This is a genomic window from Actinacidiphila yanglinensis, from assembly GCF_900107965.1.
Taxonomy (GTDB): domain Bacteria; phylum Actinomycetota; class Actinomycetes; order Streptomycetales; family Streptomycetaceae; genus Actinacidiphila; species Actinacidiphila yanglinensis.
Genome location: NZ_FNVU01000001.1, coordinates 12,192 through 31,170 on the forward strand (window position 1 = coordinate 12,192; position 18,979 = coordinate 31,170).

Consider the following 18,979-nt stretch of genomic DNA (forward strand, 5'->3'; position numbering starts at 1 on the left):
GCGAGAATGGGCGGCATGAGTCTGTTCCGCGACGACGGCATCGTGCTGCGCACCCAGAAACTGGGCGAGGCGGACCGGATCATCACCCTGCTGACCCGGCGGCACGGCCGGGTGCGCGCGGTGGCCCGCGGGGTGCGGCGCACCAAGTCGAAGTTCGGCGCCCGGCTGGAACCCTTCAGCCACGTCGACGTGCAGTTCTTCACCCGGGGTGGGGAGCTCGTCGGCCGCGGCCTGCCGCTGTGCACCCAGGGCGAGACCATCGCTCCGTACGGCGGCGCCATCGTCACGGACTACGAGCGCTACACCGCGGGCACCGCGATGCTGGAGACCGCCGAGCGCTTCACCGACCACGAGGGCGAGCCCGCGGTGCAGCAGTACCTGCTGCTGGTCGGCGCGCTGCGGACGCTGGCCGCGGGCGAGCACGAGCCGCGGCTGGTGCTGGACGCCTTCCTGCTGCGCTCCCTGGCCGTGAACGGCTACGCGCCCAGTTTCGACGACTGCGCCCGGTGCGGGATGGCCGGGCCGAACCGGTTCTTTTCGGTCGGAGCGGGAGGAGTCGTCTGCGGCGAGTGCCGGGTGCCGGGAAGCGTCGTACCCTCACGAGAGTCACTGGAACTGCTCGGCGCGCTGCTGGGCGGCGACTGGGAGACCGCGGACGCCTGCGAGCCGCGCCACTGCCGCGAGGGCAGCGGGCTGGTGGCGGCCTACCTCCAGTGGCACCTGGAGCGCGGACTGCGGTCGCTGCGCTTCGTGGAGAAGTGAGGCATCGCACCGCGCCCACCGATCGCCGACCTGCACCAGCGCCGCACCAGACACGCCACGACCTGTCGGGAGACGTACGACCATGGCACGACGCGGGATCCTCGCCCGTAACCGGAACACCTACCGCACCCCTGACCCGCACCCCTCCGGTGCCGTCCCGCCGAAGATCCCCGGGGAACTGGTGCCCAAGCACGTCGCCATCGTGATGGACGGCAACGGACGGTGGGCCACCGAGCGCGGGCTGCCGCGCACCGAGGGGCACAAGGTCGGCGAGGGCGTCGTGCTGGACGTGCTGAAGGGCTGCCTGGAACTCGGGGTCAAGAACCTGTCCCTGTACGCGTTCTCCACCGAGAACTGGAAGCGCTCGCCGGACGAGGTGCGCTTCCTGATGAACTTCAACCGCGACGTGATCCGCCGCCGCCGCGACGAGATGGACGAACTCGGCATCCGCATCCGCTGGGTGGGCCGGATGCCGAAGATGTGGAAGTCGGTGGTCCAGGAACTCCAGGTCGCCCAGGAGCAGACCGTCGGCAACGACGCCATGACGCTGTACTTCTGCGTCAACTACGGCGGCCGCGCCGAGATCGCCGACGCCGCGCAGGCGCTCGCCCGGGACGTCGCCGAGGGGAGGCTCGACCCCTCCAAGGTCAACGAGAAGACCTTCGCGAAATACCTGTACTACCCGGACATGCCCGACGTCGACGTGTTCCTGCGGCCCAGCGGCGAGCAGCGCACCTCCAACTACCTGATCTGGCAGAGCAGCTACGCCGAGATGGTCTTCCAGGACGTGCTGTGGCCGGACTTCGACCGCCGCGACCTGTGGCGGGCCTGCCTGGAGTACGCCCAGCGCGACCGCCGCTTCGGCACCGCCCAGCCGTAACGGGACGGCCGCCCGCTACCCGGGTCAGGCCGCGGGCGCCGGGTCCCGCGGATCGATGGCCAGCCAGTCGCGGAAGCCGTCCTCGCCGGCCGGGAGCACCCGCAGCGCGCGGCTGTCCGGCCTGCGCTCCACCCACTTCCGGGCGAGGAAACGGTCCAGCAGGGCCGCGCCGACCGCCCCCGCGAGGTGGTGGCGCTGCTCGGTCCAGTCCACGCAGTACCGCACCAGGGGGCGGCTGGTCCGCGGGCGCTCCACGCCGATCGAGCCGAGCAGCCGCCAGCCCTCGGCCGTGACCTCGTAGGCCAGGTCGCGGCCGGGGGCGGCCGGCCGGTCGTGCACCGCGTCCTCCGGGTGGAAGCGCCCGTCACCGCCGGAGAGCCCGCCCTCCTCGATCAGCCGGCCCATGACGGCGACGCCGAGGTGCCCGGCGGTGTGGTCGTAGCAGGACCGGGCGGCCCGCAGCGCGTGGGCGCGGGTGGAGGAGCGCAGCGAGTTCGGGGTGAAGGGCGCCGACAGCCGGGCCAGCGACTCCAGCGCGTGCGCCACGTCGGCCGACGCCAGGCGGTAGAACCGGTGCCGCCCGCTGCGCTCCACGCTGAGCAGCCCGCCGTCGACGAGCCGCGCGAGGTGCGCGCTCGCGGTCGACTGCGCCACCCCGGCCTCGGTGGCGAGCATCGACATCGGCAGGGACCTGCGGTCGAGCAGCGCCAGCAGCATCCGCGCCCGCGTCCGGTCGCCGATGAGCGCGGCCGGAACGGCGAAATTCGCGTCTCCCGAGAGTTCCCGCATCCTGACCGCCCGCCTTTCCGGAATTTCTCCAATTGTCTCCACGGTCCGTCCCGCGACCTGTGACGCATTCTCCTCACCGCCATGCTACCTCCGTCCCCCGGACCTGCGAAGGCGGTGGACGGCGTGCCCGATGGACGGCCAACTGCCCTGTTCAGGAGCGGGTGGTGGGCGCGTCACACTTCGGTCCTGGGCGAAGCTTCCGCGGCCTACCCTGGAAATCGGAAAGGACCGGAATTCCGTGGGGAGGTTTTTCGACGATGCGGCCAGAAACACGCGTGGATTCGATGCGGCAACGTTTCGAGGGTAATCCGGACGACCGGTTCGGACCGTCCCGGGAGGCGGCGGCCCCGGGCCCGCCCGCCTCCCCGGTGCCGCTGCTGGCGCTGTGCACGGGCTTCTTCATGGTGATGCTCGACGTCACCATCGTCACGGTCGCGCTGCCGCCGATCGGACGGGACTTCCACACCGGCGCCGACCTGTCCGGCGTGCAGTGGGTCGCCGACGGCTACACGGTGGTCTTCGCCGGCATGCTGCTGTCGGCCGGATCGATCGGCGACCGGCTGGGCAGCAAGGGCGTCTTCCAGGCCGGCCTGGCGTTCTTCACGGCCACCTCCGTCGGCTGCGGGCTGGCGCCGAGCCTGCCGGTGCTGGTGGCGATGCGGCTGCTCCAGGGGCTCGGCGCTGCGCTCGTGGTGCCGACGTCGCTCGCCCTGATCAACGCGTCGTACCCGGACCGGGCGCGGCGGGCCCGGGCGATCGGTGTGTGGGGTGGCGTCAGCGGCCTCGCCGCGGCGGCCGGGCCGGTGCTCGGCGGGCTGATGGTCGCGGGCCTCGGCTGGCGCTCGGCGTTCTTCGTGAACGTGCCGATCGGGGTGCTCGGCCTGCTGCTGACCGCTCGCCACGTGGCCGGCCCGCGCCCGGCCCGCACCACCCGCCTCGACCTGTCCGGGCAGCTGGCGGCGGCGCTGTCGCTGAGCGCGGCGGCGTACGGCGTCATCGAGGGCGGGCACGCGGGATGGGGGTCGCCCGCGGCGCTGGCCGCGTTCGCGGTGCTGCCGGTGGCGGTGGCGGCGTTCGTCGTGATCGAGCGGCACGCGGCGGATCCGATGCTGCCGCCGGGCCTGTTCCGGCGGCCCGCGTTCTCCGGCGCCGCGGTGGTGGGACTGCTGCTCAACACCGGTTTCTACGGCGAGCTGTTCGTGGTGAGCTTCTACTTCCAGCAGTACCGGCACTTCGGCGTGCTCGCGGCCGGTCTCGCGATGCTGCCGCAGACCGCGATGGTCGCGCTCGCGGCGTTCCTGGGCGGGCGCACCACCGCGCGGATCGGGCCGCGCGTGCCGATGGTCGCGGGGCTTCTGGTGGGTGCTGCCGGCTTCACGGCGCTGCTCGTGGCGGGGCGCTCCACGCCCTACCCGCTGCTGGTCCTGCCACTGGCCCTCACCGGCTTCGGTACGGCCTTCACGATGCCGGCGGCGGTCGCCACGGCCGTCGACGCGGCGCCCGCCCGGCACGCCGGGGTCGCCGCGGGCGTGCTCAACGCGGCGCGGCAGGTGGGCAGTGCGATGGGCGTCGCCGTTCTCGGGGCCCTCGTCGCGCCCGGCGGTTCCTTCTCCCACGGGATGCGGCTCGGCTCCGTCATCGCCGCGGGCTGCTTCCTCGCCGCCGCGTTCTGCGCCGTCCGCACGGTGCCCTGACCCGCCCGGGTGCCCCGTCCTGTGGGCCACGGGACCTCGCGGTCCGGCTGTGGTTGCTCGCGCCGTTCCCCGCGCCCCTTGGTTTGTGGCCCTCTTTTCGCGGAGGGAGCCGCACAAACCAGGGGCGCGGGGAACTGCGCGAACGGCCACGACGGTGGCGCGGCCGGTCACGCATGCTCAACCACTACGGCGGGGAAATCCGGCCCCACCTCCGGAGGAGCTAGCAGCCCAGGAGGCGGGAGCCGAGGTACGCCTCGACCTGGTCCAGAGAGACCCTCTCCTGCTTCATCGAGTCACGCTCACGCACCGTGACCGCGTTGTCGTCGAGGGTGTCGAAGTCGACGGTGACGCAGAAGGGCGTGCCGATCTCGTCCTGGCGGCGGTAGCGGCGGCCGATCGCCCCGGCGTCGTCGAACTCGATGTTCCAGTGCGCGCGCAGCGCGGTGGCCAGGCTCTTCGCCTTGGGGGAGAGCTGGGCGTTGCGGGACAGCGGCAGCACCGCGACCTTGACGGGCGCCAGGCGCGGGTCGAGCCGCATGACGGTGCGCTTCTCCATGACGCCCTTGGCGTTGGGCGCCTCGTCCTCGTTGTAGGCGTCGAGCATGAACGCGAGCATGGCGCGGTTCACGCCCGCCGCCGGCTCGATCACGTACGGGAACCAGTGCTCGCCGGCCTCCTGGTCGAAGTACCTCAGGTCCTGGCCGGAGCCCTTCGAGTGCGAGGACAGGTCGTAGTCGGTGCGGTTGGCGATGCCCTCCAGCTCGCTGAACTCCTGGCCGCCGAACTGGAAGCGGTACTCGATGTCGACGGTGCGCGTCGAGTAGTGCGAGCGCTTCTCCTTCGGGTGCTCCAGCCAGCGCATGTTCTCCTCGCGCAGGCCCAGGCCGGTGTACCAGTTCCACCGCTCCTGCATCCAGAACTCGTGCCACTTCTCGTCCTCGCCGGGCTTGACGAAGAACTCCATCTCCATCTGCTCGAACTCGCGGGTACGGAAGATGAAGTTGCCGGGCGTGATCTCGTTGCGGAACGACTTGCCCATCTGGGCGATGCCGAACGGCGGCTTCTTGCGCGCGGTGGTCTGCACCTGGGCGAAGTTCACGAAGATGCCCTGCGCGGTCTCCGGCCGCAGGTACGCCACCGAGCCGGCGTCCTGGGTCGGGCCGAGGTGGGTCTGGAGCATGCCGGAGAACTGCTTGGGCTCGGTGAAGGCGCCCTTGGTACCGCAGTGCGGGCAGTTGATGTCGGCGAGGCCGTTGGCCGGCGGCTTGCCGTGCTTCGCCTCGTACGCCTCCTCCAGGTGGTCCGCGCGGTAGCGCTTGTGGCAGGAGGTGCACTCGGTGAGCGGGTCGGAGAAGGTGGCCACGTGGCCGGAGGCGACCCACACCTCGGGGGCCAGGATCACCGACGAGTCGAGTCCCACCACGTCGTCGCGCGAAATCACCATGGCACGCCACCACTGGCGCTTGATGTTCTCCTTGAGCTCCACGCCCAGCGGCCCGTAGTCCCAGGCGGCCTTGGAGCCGCCGTAGATCTCACTGCTCGGGAAAACGAAGCCACGGCGCTTGCTCAGGCTGACGATGGTGTCGATCTTGTCGGCGGCCACGGTGCTCTCTTCAGTGCGACGAGGGGTTCAGTCGTTCCAGATTACCGGCGGGTGCGGGGCGCATATCAAATCCGTTCCCCTTCTCAGGCGGCAGCCGTGGTCCGGTCGGGGGGAGAACGCGCAATAATTGACAATGGTTTCCACTTACGCGGGCCATGGCGATCGGGTCCGGACTGGCACAATGGGCGACCCGGAGGGGTGCGACCGAGAAGGAGGCAACCGGTGAGCAGCACCAAGCAGCCCGTGCGCGGCCGCTCCACCCGCCAGCGGGCCGCGGTGGCGGCGGCACTGGACGAGGTCGACGAGTTCCGCAGTGCGCAGGACCTGCACGACCTGCTCAAGCACCGCGGCGACTCGGTCGGGCTGACCACGGTCTACCGCACGCTGCAGTCCCTCGCCGACGCCGGCGAGGTCGACGTGCTGCGCACCGGGGAGGGCGAGTCCGTCTACCGCCGCTGCTCCGGCGGCGGGCACCACCACCACCTGGTCTGCCGCGCCTGCGGCAAGGCGGTCGAGGTCGAGGGACCGGCCGTGGAGAAGTGGGCCGAGTCGATCGCGGCCGACCACGGCTTCGTGGACGTCGCCCACACCGTGGAGATCGTCGGCACCTGCGCGGAGTGCGTCACCACGGCGGCTCCCGCGCCCGCCGCGAATCCCGTTTGACGGGCACGCGCCGGACCGCTTTGCTGCGCTGATGGCGCAGCTACGCATCGCACCGCCGGACGACGACGCCGCCCTGGCCGACTGGCGGCACGTCCACAACACGATCATTCCCTCGGCCCCGCTGTCCGCGGCCGAGGTGCGCGAGCGGGCCGGCCGCAACCGGCTGGAGGTCGCGTACCTGGGGGACGGCCCGGGCACCCTGGTGGGGTGCACCACGGTGCGACCGCCGAAGGAGGGGCCGGGCCCCGCGGTCGCCACGGTGATCGCCCGGATCCTGCCCGACTTCCGGCGCCGGGGCTTCGGCACGCTGCTGTACACCAGGGGGCTGGCCCAGGCGCGGGAGCTGGGCGCCGAGGTCATCGAGACGGTGGTGTGGACGGCCAACGAGGACGGTCTCCGCTTCGCCCTGCGCCGCGGCTTCACCGCGTTCGACCGCTATCTGCTGCCGGGCGACGACGTGGAGTGGGTGGACCTCCGCCTGACCGGAGAGGCCGCCCCGGAGCGGACGGGGTCGTGACGCGATGACCTCCGAGCCGCCTCCCGAGCGCGCCGTGGAGCCCGACCCGTCCGGGGCCGGGATCGATGCCGCCGCGCTCTACGACCTGCTCAATCCGTGGGACCCGGACCGCTACCCGGGTGACCGCTTCTACGCCGGGCTGCTCGCCGGGGCCGGATCGGTGCTGGACGTCGGGTGCGGGACGGGCGCGATGCTGCACCGCCTGCGCGCCGACGGCCACCGGGGGCGGCTGGTCGGGCTGGATCCGGACACCGACGCGCTGGCCCGGGCCCGGCGCCGTACCGACGTGGAGTGGGTCGAGGGGACCGCGGCGGACGCGCGCTGGGACGGCGAGTTCGACCTGGCGGTGATGACCGGGCACGCCTTCCAGTTCCTGGTCGCGGACGAGGAGATCCGCGCCTCGCTGGCGGCGGTGCGCGCCGCGCTGCGCCCCGGCGGGCGGTTCGCGTTCGAGACCCGGCATCCGCAGGCGCGGGCGTGGCAGGAGTGGAACCCCGCGAACGCCGCCGACATCACCGGCGTGGACGGCCGCCCGCTGCGGGTCTGGCACGAGGTGGACTCCGTGGCCGGCGGCGCCGTCGCCTTCCACGGCACCACCGCCACGCCGGACGGCCGGGTGCTGCGCGTGGACCGGGCCGTGCTGCGGTTCCTGGAGCTGCCCGCGCTCAACTCGCTTCTGGCCGAGGCCGGTTACGAGATCGAGGCGCAGTACGGCGACTGGGAGTGCGGCCCGGTCGGCGCCGGCAGCCGCGAGATCGTCACCGTCGCCCGCCGCCCGGCCGGCTCCGCGTAGGGCGCACCCGCGGCCCGCAACCGCCGCGGGCGCCAACCCCCTTGGGCGCGTACCCCTGTCCGCACACCCGCTACAGCCAGCCGCGGCGGGCCGCCTCCATGCCGATCTGGAAGCGGGTCCGGGCGCCCACCTGCTGCATCAGCTCGTGGATGTGCCGCTGCACCGTGCGGATGCTCCAGCCGAAGGTGCGGGCGATCACCTCGTCGGTGGCGCCGCTGGCGAGCAGCCCCAGCAGTTGCCGGTCCCGCGAGCTCATCGTCGCCTGACTCCCCGTCGGCCCGGACCTGTTGAGCGGTACCGCGCGGCTCCAGACGGCCTCGAAGAGCGCGGCGGTCATATCCAGCAGCGAGGACGGGCGGATGAGGTAGGCGACGCCGTTGTGGTAGTCCGCGGCCGAGCTGATGATCGCCAGGGTGTCGTCGCACATCACCAGCTTCACCGGCAACGAGGTGCCGACCTTGGCGCGTTCACCGCGTTTGATGCCCTCCCAGATGTTCTCCAGCCGGCCGGGAATGGCCACCGACTCCTGGTCGTAGACCACGCGGTAGCCGATGGTGCCCGCCTCCAGGAACCGCCGCTCCTCCAGGTTGGGGCCCTCGTCCCCGTGCTCGCCCGCGGCGACGAAGTACGGCGGCTTGTCGAACGCCCGGACCTCCTGCTGCGCGCGGCGCTGCACGCGCACGAAGGTGCGCCAGATCTTCGGCGCGCCCCTGATCACCTCGATGTGGTCGTCGAGCCGGTTCGCCGACTTCTCGGCGTGGAACGCCTCGTCCAGCTTGTTCAGATGCTGCTGGAGCCGGCGGAGTTCGTGCTCGCGCTTGGCGATCAGCACCGATCCGGCGAGTGACGGTTCCACCGCGGAGTAGCGGGCGGGCCGGCCGGGAGCGCGGGTCACCAGACCGCGCTGGATCAGGCTGGCGAGCGCCCGCGTGGTCCTGGCCGTGGTGATGTTCACCCTGCTCGACAGCACGTCAGCAGTGCTGTGACCACGCGAGATCAGCGCCTCGTACACCTGCGCCTCGGTCTCGGGTATCCCGACGGTTTCCCACATGAAAACTCCTTGGCGTGTTTGTGACATCTGTCTTGAACCCGAAGTCATCCGGTACTTGTCAGGTCTGGCACAACTACGACACCGTCTCATATCACACGACTCGCGAGGCGCACTTCTGCCCCACTGTGCGTGTACAGCCCCAAGGGGAGACATCGATGAAGCACACGTCCCTGTCACGAAGACTCATCACCCTCCTGACCGCCGGAGTTGTCGCCGCCGGCATGTCCGTGGCCGCCGCGGGGACCGCCCGCGCCGCGCCCGCACCGTCCACGTCGCCGGCCGCGACGGCCTCGAAGGCGACCTCCGCGCAGCACCGGACGGCGGGTGCGGCGACCCCGAAGTCCTCGCCGGCGCAGCAGAAGACGTCCGCCACGGCGGGTTCGCAGGGCACCGGTTACGCCGCGGCGTGCGGAACGGCCAAGGGTGCCCGCGCGTTCTCCTGTCAGGCGCTGAAGCGCACCGGCGTGGTGGAGCCGAAGGCGGTCGGCACGGACGCCGCACCGGCCGGCTACGGGCCGAGCGACATCCAGTCCGCCTATGACCTGCCGTCCACGACGGCGTCGCCGACGGTGGCCATCGTCGACGCCTTCGACGACCCCAAGGCCGAGTCCGATCTCGCCGTCTACCGGGCGCAGTTCGGGCTGCCCGCGTGCACCACGGCGAACGGCTGCTTCACCAAGGTCGACCAGAACGGCGGCACCGACTATCCCCCCGCGCCGCCGGCCGGCGACGACTGGCCGTCGGAGATATCCCTCGACCTCGACGCGGTGTCGGCGGCCTGCCCGGCCTGCCACATCCTGTTCGTGGAGGCGGACACCGACGCCAACGGCGACAGCCTGCCGACCGCGGTCGAGACCGCGCGCACGATGGGCGCGAAGTACATCTCGATGAGCTGGGGCGGCAGCGAGGACGGCACCGAGAACGCCGCCGACGAGCAGTACTTCGACCACCCGGGCATCGTGTACACCGCGTCCAGCGGTGACAACGGCTACGAGGCCGGCACCATCTACCCGTCCACCTCGCAGTACGTCGTGTCCGTCGGCGGCACCTCGCTCCAGCGGGTCTCCGGCAGCGCGCGCGGCTGGGCGGAGTCGGCGTGGGACGGCGCCGGCAGCGGTTGCTCCGTGGACGTGACCAAGCCGGGCCGGCAGAGCGGCATCTCGGCCTGCGACACCCGCGCGGACACCGACATCTCCGCGGTCGCCGACCCCAGCACGGGGCTGGCGATCTACAACAGCGACACCGACAGCGGCTGGGACGTCTTCGGCGGCACCAGCCTGTCCGCGCCGCTGGTCGCCTCGATGTACGCCCTGGCCGGCACGCCGGTCCCGGGCACGAACCCGGCGAACTACCCGTACGACGACCCGAACCGGGCCAGCGACCTCAACGACGTCACCCAGGGCTCGAACGGCGCCTGCACGCCGAGCGAGCTGTGCCAGTCCGGCACCGGCTGGGACGGCCCGACCGGTCTCGGCACGCCGCACGGGGTGGGCGCGCTGACCACCGGCCCGCACGGCGACATCAAGGGCCAGGTGACCGACGCGGGCACCGGCAAGCCGCTGTCCGGCGTCAAGGTGGCCGTCCAGGAGGGCGGTTACGTCGCGACGACCGACGCCGACGGCGACTACGACATGGCCGTCCCGCCGGGCAGTTACGACCTGACCGCGACCAAGTACGGCTACGGCGACAAGGGCGTCACGGACATCTCGGTCACCGCCGACAGCGTCGCGACCGAGAACGTCGCGATGACCGCCGAGCCCACCCACACGGTGTCCGGTACGGTCACCGACGGTTCGGGCCACGGCTGGCCGATGCGGGCGAAGATCACCATCGACGGCTACCCGAACGGCCCGGTCTACTCCGACCCGTACACCGGCCACTACTCGGTGACCCTGCCCGCGGGCGAGGACTACACGCTGCACGTCGCCTCGGCCGACCTGCCCGGCTACTCCGGCCAGGACGCCACCGTGGCCGTGGACGACGCCGACGTGTCGAAGGACCTCGCGCTGAAGGTCGACGCGAGCACCTGCACCGCACCCGGCTACGCCTACGAGGAGGCCGGCACCACCGAGGCGTTCACCGGCTGGTCCGGCACCACCACGCACGACGGCTGGACCGTGACCGACGGCGTCGGCAACGGCCAGACCTGGGGCTTCGACAACGTGGGCGGCTGGGACGCACCTCCGGGTGGTGACCAGTACTTCGCCGACGTCGACTCGAACTACTACGGCGAGGACGGCAAGCAGGACACCTCGCTGGTCTCCCCGGTGATCGACCTGACCGGCAGGACCAGCCCGGAGATCGGCTTCGACAGCACCTACATCGGCTTCCCCGACCAGACCGGCAGCGTCGACCTCAGCCTGGACGGCGGCACCACCTGGTCCACCGTCTTCCAGCCCTACTCCGTCAACCCCGGGCACATCGACGTCCCGATCCCGCAGGCCGCCGGGCAGTCCGACGTGCGGGTGCGCTTCCACTTCACCGGCTCCTGGAGCCGGCGCTGGGAACTCGACGACGTCCTGGTCGGCAGCCGCACCTGCGCGCCGCAGACCGGCGGCCTGGTGGCCGGCACCGTGACCGACGCCAACACCGGTGACGCGCTGAACGGCGCCAAGGTCACCAGCGGCAGCGACGCCACCCAGGCCGGCGTGACCGTCGCCACCCCGGACGACGCGGGTCTGGGCGACGGCTACTACTGGCTGTTCAGCTCGCACACCGGCGGCACCCCGTTCACGGTCGCCGACGGCAAGTACACGTCCACCCAGGCGAGCGTCAACGTGCCGGCCGACGGCGTCCGGCACCGCAACTTCGCCCTCGACGCCGGCCATCTGACCGTCGCGCAGCAGAGCGTGTCGACCAGTCAGGAGCTCGGCGCCGCCAAGTCGAAGAGCGTGACCTTCGGCAACGACGGCTCCGCGCCGGTGCACGTGAGCATCGACGAGGACGACGCGGGATTCACCGCCATGGGCGCCGCACCCGGGGCCACCATCCCCTCGGGAGCGCCGGCCATGGTGCTGAAGACGAAGGCCAGTATCGCGGCCCCGACCGCGACGTCCGGTTCGACGGCGTCCGGTCCGGCCACGGCCGGCCCGGTGCTGCGGGACTCGGCCGCCGCGGCGGCGGGACCCTGGACCTCGGTCGCCGACTACCCCGAGGCGGTGATGGACGAGGCGGTCGCCGACCACGGCGGGAAGATCTACGTGGCGGGCGGCTTCAACGGCGACTACGACACGCAGGACGCCTACGTCTACGACCCGGCGGTCGGCTCCTGGAGCGCGATCGCGCCGCTGCCCGAACCCCTGGAGGCCTCCTCCGCGGCGTTCGTCGGCGACACGCTCTACGTCGCCGGCGGGTGGAACGTGCTGAGCGACGACAGCACCCACACCTACGCCTACCACCCGGCCACGGACACCTGGACGCGGGTCGCCGACCTGCCGACCGGTGCCGCGGCGGGCGGGACCGCGGTGGTCGACGGCAAGCTGTACGTCATCGCCGGCTGCACCTCCGGGCAGTGCCTGCCCGCCACCTCCGCCGTCTACAGCTACGACCCGGGCAGCGACTCCTGGAGCGCGGAGCCGGACTACCCGGCCTCCGTCGCCTTCACGGCGTGCGCGGGTGTCGACGCGAAGGTGGTGTGCGCCGGCGGTATCGGCGGCAGCACGCTCGCCAGCACCTACACCTACACCCCGGGCGCCTCCGGCTGGACGAAGGGGTCCGACCTGCCCACCGACGTGTGGGGCGCCTCGACCGCCTCGGCGAACGGCCAGCTGGAGGTCATGGGCGGCATCGTCAACGACGGTAAGGACGTCACCAACCAGGGCTTCGCCTACGACCCCGACACCGACGCGTGGACGGACCTGCCCAACTCCAACAGCGCGACCTACCGCGGCGGCGCCGCGTGCGGCATCTACAAGATCGGCGGCTCCGGTCCCGCCGGCCCTGTCCCGGTCGCGGAGAACCTGCCCGGCTACGACCAGTGCGGGAGCGACGTCTCCTGGCTGTCGGAGAGCACCACCGGGTTCGACGTGGCGCCCGGCCAGACCGTGGCCGTGCAGGTCACCACCGACTCCTCGACGGTGTCCCAACCCGGCACCTTCCAGGGGAACCTGGTCATCGACACCGACTCGCCGTACGGCAGCGCGCAGCCGGTCGTCGTGACCATGCAGGTCACCCCGCCCAAGACCTGGGGCAAGGTGACCGGGACGGTGACCGACAGCGGCGGCACGCCCCTCGGCGGCGCCACCGTCGCGATCTGCACCATGTACGACACCGGTACCGGCAGGTGCGGACCGCAGACGTACACCCTGAAGACCGACGGGCACGGTGCCTACCAGCTGTGGCTGGACAAGGGGTTCAACCCGCTGGAGATCATCGCCGCCAAGGACGGGTACACCCCGCTGCTGAAGATCGCGAAGATCACGAAGGGAGGGACCACCGCGGTCGACTTCGCGCTCAACGCGAACAGCGCCTTCACCGTGGCGAAGACGCAGGACTACCTGACCGCCCACGTGCACAGCTCCACCGGATGACAGCGCCTCGTGACGCTGCCGGGTGACACCGCGAGGTGACACCTGCGGGTGCCGTGCCGGGACTTCCACCCGGCACGGCACCCGTGCCATGTCCGGTGCGCGGCGCCGCCGTCCGGCCGTCCCCGCGCCCGGGCGGGCGGATAGGGTCGGCGACCATGCGCCTACTCGTACTCGGCGGGACCTCGTTCGTGGGTCGGGCCATCGTGGAGAGCGCCCTGGGCTCCGGGGCGGACGTGACGTTGTTCGGCCGGGGGAGGACCGGGCCAGCGCTGTTCCCGGGCGTGCCCCGGCTGGTGGGGGACCGGGACAGCGGGGACTACGCGGCTCTGCGCGGGGGCGGTTGGGACGCGGTGGTCGACGTCAGCGGCTACGTGCCGCGGCACGTCGGGCAGGCGATGGACGTGCTCGACGACCGGGTCGGCCGCTACCTGTTCATCTCCAGCCACGCCGTCTACCGGCGCGAGGGCGTGGCGCCCGGCTCCGACGAGGACACCCCGCGCCGCGCCGCCGTCCGCGACACCGAGGAGCTGAGCGAGGAGACGTACGGCCCGCTCAAGGTCGCCTGCGAGGACGACGTCACCGCGCGCTACGGCAGCCGGGCCACGATCGTGCGCCCCGGGAAGGTCGCCGGGCCCCACGACACCTCCAGCGGCCTCACCTACTGGATCCGGCGCGCCGCACGCGGCGGACGGGTCGCGGTGCCGGGCGACCCGGCCCAGCCGCTGCAACTGGTGGACTCCCGCGACCTGGCCGCGCTGGTGCTGCGGCTGCTCGCCGACGAACGCTCCGGCGCCTTCCACGCGGTGGGCCCCGCCGAGCCGACCACCCTGGGCGGCCTCATCGCCACGTGCGCCCGCGCCGCCGGCACCGAGGTCACCCTCGTGCCGGTGCCGCCGGAGACCCCACCGGTGCCGGTGATGTTCCCGCTGATCCGCCCCAACTGGCCGACCCAGCAACGCGATCCGTCCCGCGCCCGGGCCGCCGGCCTGCCCGCGACCCCGCTGGCCACCACCGTCGCCGACGTCCGCGCCTGGGACCGCGGGCGCGGCGAACCCCCGCTCCGCCACGGCTTCACTCCCGAGGAGGAGGCCGCGGTGCTCGCTGCGGCCTCCTCCTGAGGCGCGAAGCCGGTGCCGGGGCATCTCACGGTCGCACGCGGGGCGGTGGCTGGCGTACCCGGTCACCCCCTCGCCGTGTCCGGCGCGTCCCGGCGTCCGCTCCTCGGGCGGGGTGCGCGCGCCGGCCGTGCGACCGCGCCTCACCCCGCCGCCTCGCACGCCACCGGCCTCACACCACCTTGCGCGGCAGCAGCAGGCTCAGCGCGACCGTCGCCGCCACCGCCGCGAGTTGGGCGAGCAGCGCCCACACCAGCGCGTCCCGCACGCCGATCGACGACGACAGGCTCAGGAACAGGGTGCCCAGGGTCGCGACGCCCAGCGCCAGCGCGGACTGCTGGGTGGTGGCCATCGCGCCGCTGCCGACCCCGGCCTGAGCCGTGGGTACCTCGCTGAGCACGATCCGGATCACCACCGGCAGCACGAAGCCCTGCCCGAAGCCGGCCACCGCCATGCCCGGCGCCAGCGCCCACACGCCCAGGTGCGGCCAGCCCCAGAAGAACGTGCCGGCCAGCACCAGCAGGCCCGCTCCCTGGACCAGCGACCCGGCCGTCACCGTGCCGCGCCCCCACTTCGCGACCGCGCGCGGGCCGAGCAGCGAGGAGGCGAAGAACGCCGCGCACAGCGGGGCGAGGGCCGCGCCCGCCTCCAGCGCGCTGAAGTGCAGCCCGTCCTGCATGGCCACCGCCAGCACGAACATGAAGCCGCCGAAGCCCAGGCAGAACGGCACGATCAGCATCAGGCCGCTGCGCACGCTGTGCACGCGGACCAGCGACGGCGGCAGCAGCGGGTTGCCGCCGCGGCGCTCGCCGCGCACCTCCACCGTGACGAACGCGGCCGCGGTGAACGGCGACAGTGCGAGCAGCGCCCACGCCCACGCCGGCCAGCCCGCCGCGCGGCCCTCGGTCAGCGGCAGCAGCAGCGCGACCAGCGTCACCGCCAGCAGGACGGTGCCGGCGCGGTCGATCCGGGCCGGGTTCGCCGACCTGGTCTCCGGGACCGAGCGCAGCGTAAGGAAGAAGGCGACGGCGGCCACCGGCACGTTCACCAGGAAGATCGCCCGCCAGCCGCTGCCCGCGATGTCCGCGGAGACCAGCACGCCGCCGAGCACCTGCCCGACCACGCTGGCGATGCCCGCGGTCGCGCCGTAGTAGCTGAGCGCCTTGCCGCGGCTGCTGCCGGAGGTCGCCGACTGGATGGTGGCCAGTGCCTGCGGCAGCAGCAGCGCCGCCGCCGCGCCCTGGGCCACTCGCGCGCCCACCAGGCTCCACGCGTCCGGCGCGACACCGCAGGCGAGCGAGGTCAGCGCGAAGAGGGCCAGGCCCCACAGGAAGAGGTTGCGGCGTCCGAACATGTCGCCGAGCCGGCCGCCGAGCACGAGCAGGACGGCGTACGCGACGCCGTAGCCGGAGACCACCATCTCCAGCACCGCGGAGCCGGCGTCCAGGTCGCGGTCGATGGTGGGCAGGGCGACGTTGACGATGAAGAAGTCGACCATGGGCAGGGCGGCGCCCAGCAGCACGGTCAGCAGCCCGAGGGTGCTCAGGCCGGGGTTCGGGGCAGGGGTGGCGCCCTCGGGGGTACGGAGGTCGATGCGGGTCACCCGGGGCAGTACCTGGGCCCGGGAGGGCAGCGTGCGGTCCACTGGTTCGGTCACCCAGCCAACGATGGACCTCTCCTCAGGGTGGTACCAGAGAGCGTTTATCCAGGTATACCGAGCACCTGGCAATGGCCTGCGGAGTACGGCACCCTGGGTGAATGACAGCGATCGTGCCAGGCGCCGCGCGCGCCGCCACCCCCGGCGGGGCCGCCGCCGCTCCGGGCCGCGCCGCCACCGCCACCGCGGGCGGCGCCGCCGGCCGCGTCACCGTCGACCTCGGTGACGGCCGCGAGCCGGTGGACGCCGGGGCCGCCGCCGAGAGCCGCCGCCACGAGCTGGCGTCCTTCCTGCGCAGCCGCCGCGAGCGGATCTCGCCCGAGCAGGTCGGGCTGCCGCCGGGGCGCCGCCGTCGGACGCCGGGGCTGCGCCGCGAGGAGGTCGCGCAGCTCGCCGCGGTCGGGGTGACCTGGTACACGTGGCTGGAACAGGCCCGGGAGATCCAGGTGTCCGGGCAGGTCGCCGACGCCATCGCCCGCGCGCTGATGCTGGACCGGATCGAGCGGCGCCACCTGTTCACGCTCGCCGGCGCCCCCGACCCGCACCCGGACCTGGACTGCCCGGGGATGTCCCCGAGCGTGCGCGCCATGCTCGACCAGCTCGAACCGCTCCCCGCGGCCGTCTTCAACAGCCGGTACGACATCATCGCCCACAACCGCACCTACGGGCGGCTCGTCACCGACCTCGACCTGATGCCGCCCGAGGACCGCAACCTCATGTGGCTCGCCTTCACCGACCCCGAGTGGCGCGAGCGGATGCTGGACCGCGAGGAGAACATCCGGCTGATGGCCGCGAAGTTCCGTGCCTCCATGGCCCAGCACCTGGCCGAGCCCGCCTGGAAGGCGTTGCTCAAGCGGCTCCAGCAGGGGTCGCCCGAGTTCTGCGAGATGTGGGAGCGGCACGAGGTGCTGGTCCAGCCGGACAGCCACGTCAAGCGCTACCTCAACCGCGACGTCGGCGTGCTCGCCTTCGACTTCACCCACCTGTGGCTCGGCCCGCAGGCGGGGCCGCGGCTGACCACGTACGTTCCGGCCGACGCGGTCACCCGTGAACGGCTGGACCGGCTGCACGCGCTGGCCGTCGAGGACGAGGAGCGCCGCCGCCGGCCGCTGGCGGTCTGAGCGGCCCGCGTCCCCGCGTCCCGTCGCCCGCGTTCCCGGGCATGGCGACGCCCCGCCGCCCTGGAGTGGACGACGGGGCGCCTGGACGTCCCGGGGATCAGCGGCGGCCGCCGCGGTACCCCCACGACTCGGTGTCGACCAGGTGCCCGCGGCTGTCCCGCAGGGTCGCCGTGTCGGAGTAGTTGCCCCACACGTAGGTGCGGCTGCCCTGGTACACGTCACGGCTGGTGTTGCGGCCGTAACCCGAGTGCACCCGGACCGACTTGTGGGCGCCCAGGACGAGGTGCCCGAAGCGGTAGGCGTGGTGCTCGCTCGAGGAGAGCGTCCATCCGCTGAGGTTGACCGCGGAGCGGCCGGTGTTGCTGACGGTGATCCATTCCGCGTTCAGCGACCTGGCGGAGCGGTCGTCGCGACCGGGGCTGTCGCTCTGGACCGCGCCCAGGACCACCGAGGTCCGCTCACGGTTCCGCGACGGCTCGTGGCGCGACGGCCGGTTCCGCGAGGGCTCGTAGCGCAGCGGCTGGCTCCGCACCGGCTGGTGCTGCCAGGACGGCTGGTGCCACGACACCTGGTGCGACGGCTGCTGCTGCCGGCCGTCGTGCGCGGCGGCCGGCAGGGCGGCGGCGGCCAGCAGCGCGCCGGCGCCGAGCGCCGCGGCGGTCATACGGGTGGCAATACGGGACATATGTCCCCCTTCGTGCGGTTCCGGTACGGGACCGGAATGGTTGGTGCGAATGCCCGGGGGTGTCCCGGGCAACATCACTGTGACCGGACTGCGGCTCTCCGTGACGAAAGACCGCCTCGCGTTACAAAATCCGGACATGTCAGTAACTCTTGTCTGTAGAGATCACCGATCGGACCGCCCGGGCGTGCCGCGCCGCGGCTACCGCCGGAAACCTCAACTCCCAGGCCGCCGGACAGCGTCGGCACCCCCGCGCGGTCCCGAACATCCGAGCGACTCCGTCACCCGCCGCCGGTAACGGGCCAGTGCCGCTGTCACGTGCCGCAGGGCACCGCCGCCAGCGGCGGGCCTTGGGCGGGCCGCAGATCGGCACACCGGGGGCCGCCGCGGCGAGCAGGTCGCGGTTGTCAGTTGTGCCGACGCACTTACGGCGCCTTGCACAGGGAATGGTGCAGCAGCAGATCAGGCGATACGCCACTGCCCTGATTGACCGTGACACGCCGCTCGTCGCCGGCGTGCACGGGCTGCCCGCAGCAGTGGCAGACGCCGAATACGGGCCGCGTTGCCCCCGCGGGTGGGCCAGGTACGCCTGGTAGGCGGCGAGCTGCTTGGCGTCCTGCGCGGCCGCGCTGGCCACCAGGGTGAGGGGTGCGCCGCCGCTGCTGGTGTCGCGGTAGATGCAGCCCTCGCGCGTGACGGTCATCATGCGGCGGGGCGGGGTGTGGCGGGCTTGGGGTCGGTGGTGCAGCCGCCCTTGCGGCAGTTCTCGTTTCCACAGGACATGGGGATCACTCCTTGCTGGTTCTCGCTTCAGCGGCACGGATGAGGGCCCGCAGCTCTTCGGTCAGTTGGAGCGACGCGCCCGCGTGGTGGTAGAGAGCGGAGACGAGCACCTGCAGCCGCCACCCGGCCTCGCCGGACACGGGTCCGGACAGCACCTCGTCGAGCTCGTCGAGGGTGTCGTCGAGGGGGCGGGCGGCGAGTGCGGCGCAGGCGCTCTCCAACGTGGGCACGCGCGGGGTGCGTAGCCTCTGCTCCAGCAGAGACCGGACGGTGATCCGGCTGGTCGTAGACTGCGGCATCCTGCGCCCCTCACGGCGTGGCCACACCCGGACTGCGGCGC

At 72.6% G+C, this 18,979-nt stretch carries 15 protein-coding genes; 9 read left to right on the top strand and 6 right to left on the bottom strand.

Features of this window, described 5'->3' with window-relative positions; genetic code table 11:
• Nucleotides 1-15 precede the first annotated feature (15 nt).
• Both recO and C4U44_RS00065 read left to right on the top strand, forming a co-directional pair.
• Nucleotides 16-762, top strand: a complete 747-nt coding sequence (recO, locus tag C4U44_RS00060) for a DNA repair protein RecO (RefSeq protein ID WP_103883466.1) — start codon at nt 16-18, stop codon at nt 760-762.
• 82 nt (nt 763-844) lie between these two features.
• Nucleotides 845-1,642: an isoprenyl transferase gene (locus tag C4U44_RS00065; protein WP_103883467.1), complete on the top strand. Its 798-nt coding sequence runs from the start codon at nt 845-847 to the stop codon at nt 1,640-1,642.
• 24 nt (nt 1,643-1,666) lie between these two features.
• Here the strand turns inward: C4U44_RS00065 and C4U44_RS00070 are convergent, their stop codons facing one another.
• The gene (locus tag C4U44_RS00070) at nt 1,667-2,431 is read right to left on the bottom strand and encodes an ArsR/SmtB family transcription factor (RefSeq protein ID WP_103883468.1); all 765 of its coding nucleotides are present in this window, start codon (nt 2,429-2,431) and stop codon (nt 1,667-1,669) included.
• 284 nt (nt 2,432-2,715) lie between these two features.
• Here C4U44_RS00070 and C4U44_RS00075 point away from each other — a divergent pair, with 284 nt between their 5' ends.
• Nucleotides 2,716-4,125, top strand: coding sequence for an MFS transporter (locus C4U44_RS00075; protein WP_103883469.1), 1,410 nt, complete (start codon nt 2,716-2,718; stop codon nt 4,123-4,125).
• Nucleotides 4,126-4,345: 220 nt separating this feature from the next.
• Here the strand turns inward: C4U44_RS00075 and C4U44_RS00080 are convergent, their stop codons facing one another.
• Complete coding sequence (locus C4U44_RS00080) at nt 4,346-5,728, bottom strand: glycine--tRNA ligase (RefSeq protein WP_103883470.1); 1,383 nt, start codon at nt 5,726-5,728, stop codon at nt 4,346-4,348.
• Between the two features lie 222 nt (nt 5,729-5,950).
• Here C4U44_RS00080 and C4U44_RS00085 point away from each other — a divergent pair, with 222 nt between their 5' ends.
• Genes C4U44_RS00085 through C4U44_RS00095 form a run of 3 tightly spaced genes read left to right on the top strand, consistent with a single transcriptional unit; the run spans nt 5,951 to nt 7,701 of the window.
• Nucleotides 5,951-6,391, top strand: coding sequence for a Fur family transcriptional regulator (locus C4U44_RS00085; RefSeq protein ID WP_103883471.1), 441 nt, complete (start codon nt 5,951-5,953; stop codon nt 6,389-6,391).
• Between the two features lie 31 nt (nt 6,392-6,422).
• On the top strand, nt 6,423-6,908 hold the full coding sequence (locus C4U44_RS00090) for a GNAT family N-acetyltransferase (protein WP_103883472.1): 486 nt from the start codon (nt 6,423-6,425) through the stop codon (nt 6,906-6,908).
• A gap of 4 nt (nt 6,909-6,912) precedes the next feature.
• Nucleotides 6,913-7,701 (top strand): class I SAM-dependent methyltransferase, encoded by a 789-nt coding sequence (locus C4U44_RS00095; protein ID WP_103883473.1) that lies wholly within the window; start codon nt 6,913-6,915, stop codon nt 7,699-7,701.
• A 70-nt stretch (nt 7,702-7,771) separates the two neighbouring features.
• Here the strand turns inward: C4U44_RS00095 and C4U44_RS00100 are convergent, their stop codons facing one another.
• Entirely contained in the window at nt 7,772-8,752 is a 981-nt protein-coding gene (locus C4U44_RS00100) for a helix-turn-helix domain-containing protein (RefSeq protein WP_160144956.1), read from the bottom strand.
• A gap of 155 nt (nt 8,753-8,907) precedes the next feature.
• On the opposite strand from C4U44_RS00100, the gene C4U44_RS00105 reads away from it, so the two are divergent.
• Nucleotides 8,908-13,281, top strand: coding sequence for a carboxypeptidase regulatory-like domain-containing protein (locus C4U44_RS00105; RefSeq protein ID WP_103883475.1), 4,374 nt, complete (start codon nt 8,908-8,910; stop codon nt 13,279-13,281).
• A gap of 155 nt (nt 13,282-13,436) precedes the next feature.
• Nucleotides 13,437-14,399 carry an NAD-dependent epimerase/dehydratase family protein gene (locus tag C4U44_RS00110; protein WP_103883476.1) on the top strand — a complete coding sequence of 321 codons (963 nt, stop codon included), beginning with the start codon at nt 13,437-13,439 and terminating at the stop codon, nt 14,397-14,399.
• Between the two features lie 169 nt (nt 14,400-14,568).
• Here the strand turns inward: C4U44_RS00110 and C4U44_RS00115 are convergent, their stop codons facing one another.
• Entirely contained in the window at nt 14,569-15,999 is a 1,431-nt protein-coding gene (locus tag C4U44_RS00115) for an MFS transporter (protein WP_407642764.1), read from the bottom strand.
• Between the two features lie 155 nt (nt 16,000-16,154).
• On the opposite strand from C4U44_RS00115, the gene C4U44_RS00120 reads away from it, so the two are divergent.
• Complete coding sequence (locus C4U44_RS00120; protein ID WP_103883478.1) at nt 16,155-17,174, top strand: helix-turn-helix transcriptional regulator; 1,020 nt, start codon at nt 16,155-16,157, stop codon at nt 17,172-17,174.
• Between the two features lie 97 nt (nt 17,175-17,271).
• On the opposite strand, the gene C4U44_RS00125 is transcribed toward C4U44_RS00120, so the two are convergent.
• On the bottom strand, nt 17,272-17,859 hold the full coding sequence (locus C4U44_RS00125; protein WP_235031702.1) for a lamin tail domain-containing protein: 588 nt from the start codon (nt 17,857-17,859) through the stop codon (nt 17,272-17,274).
• A gap of 785 nt (nt 17,860-18,644) precedes the next feature.
• Entirely contained in the window at nt 18,645-18,938 is a 294-nt protein-coding gene (locus tag C4U44_RS00130; RefSeq protein WP_103883480.1) for a hypothetical protein, read from the bottom strand.
• Nucleotides 18,939-18,979: the final 41 nt, after the last annotated feature.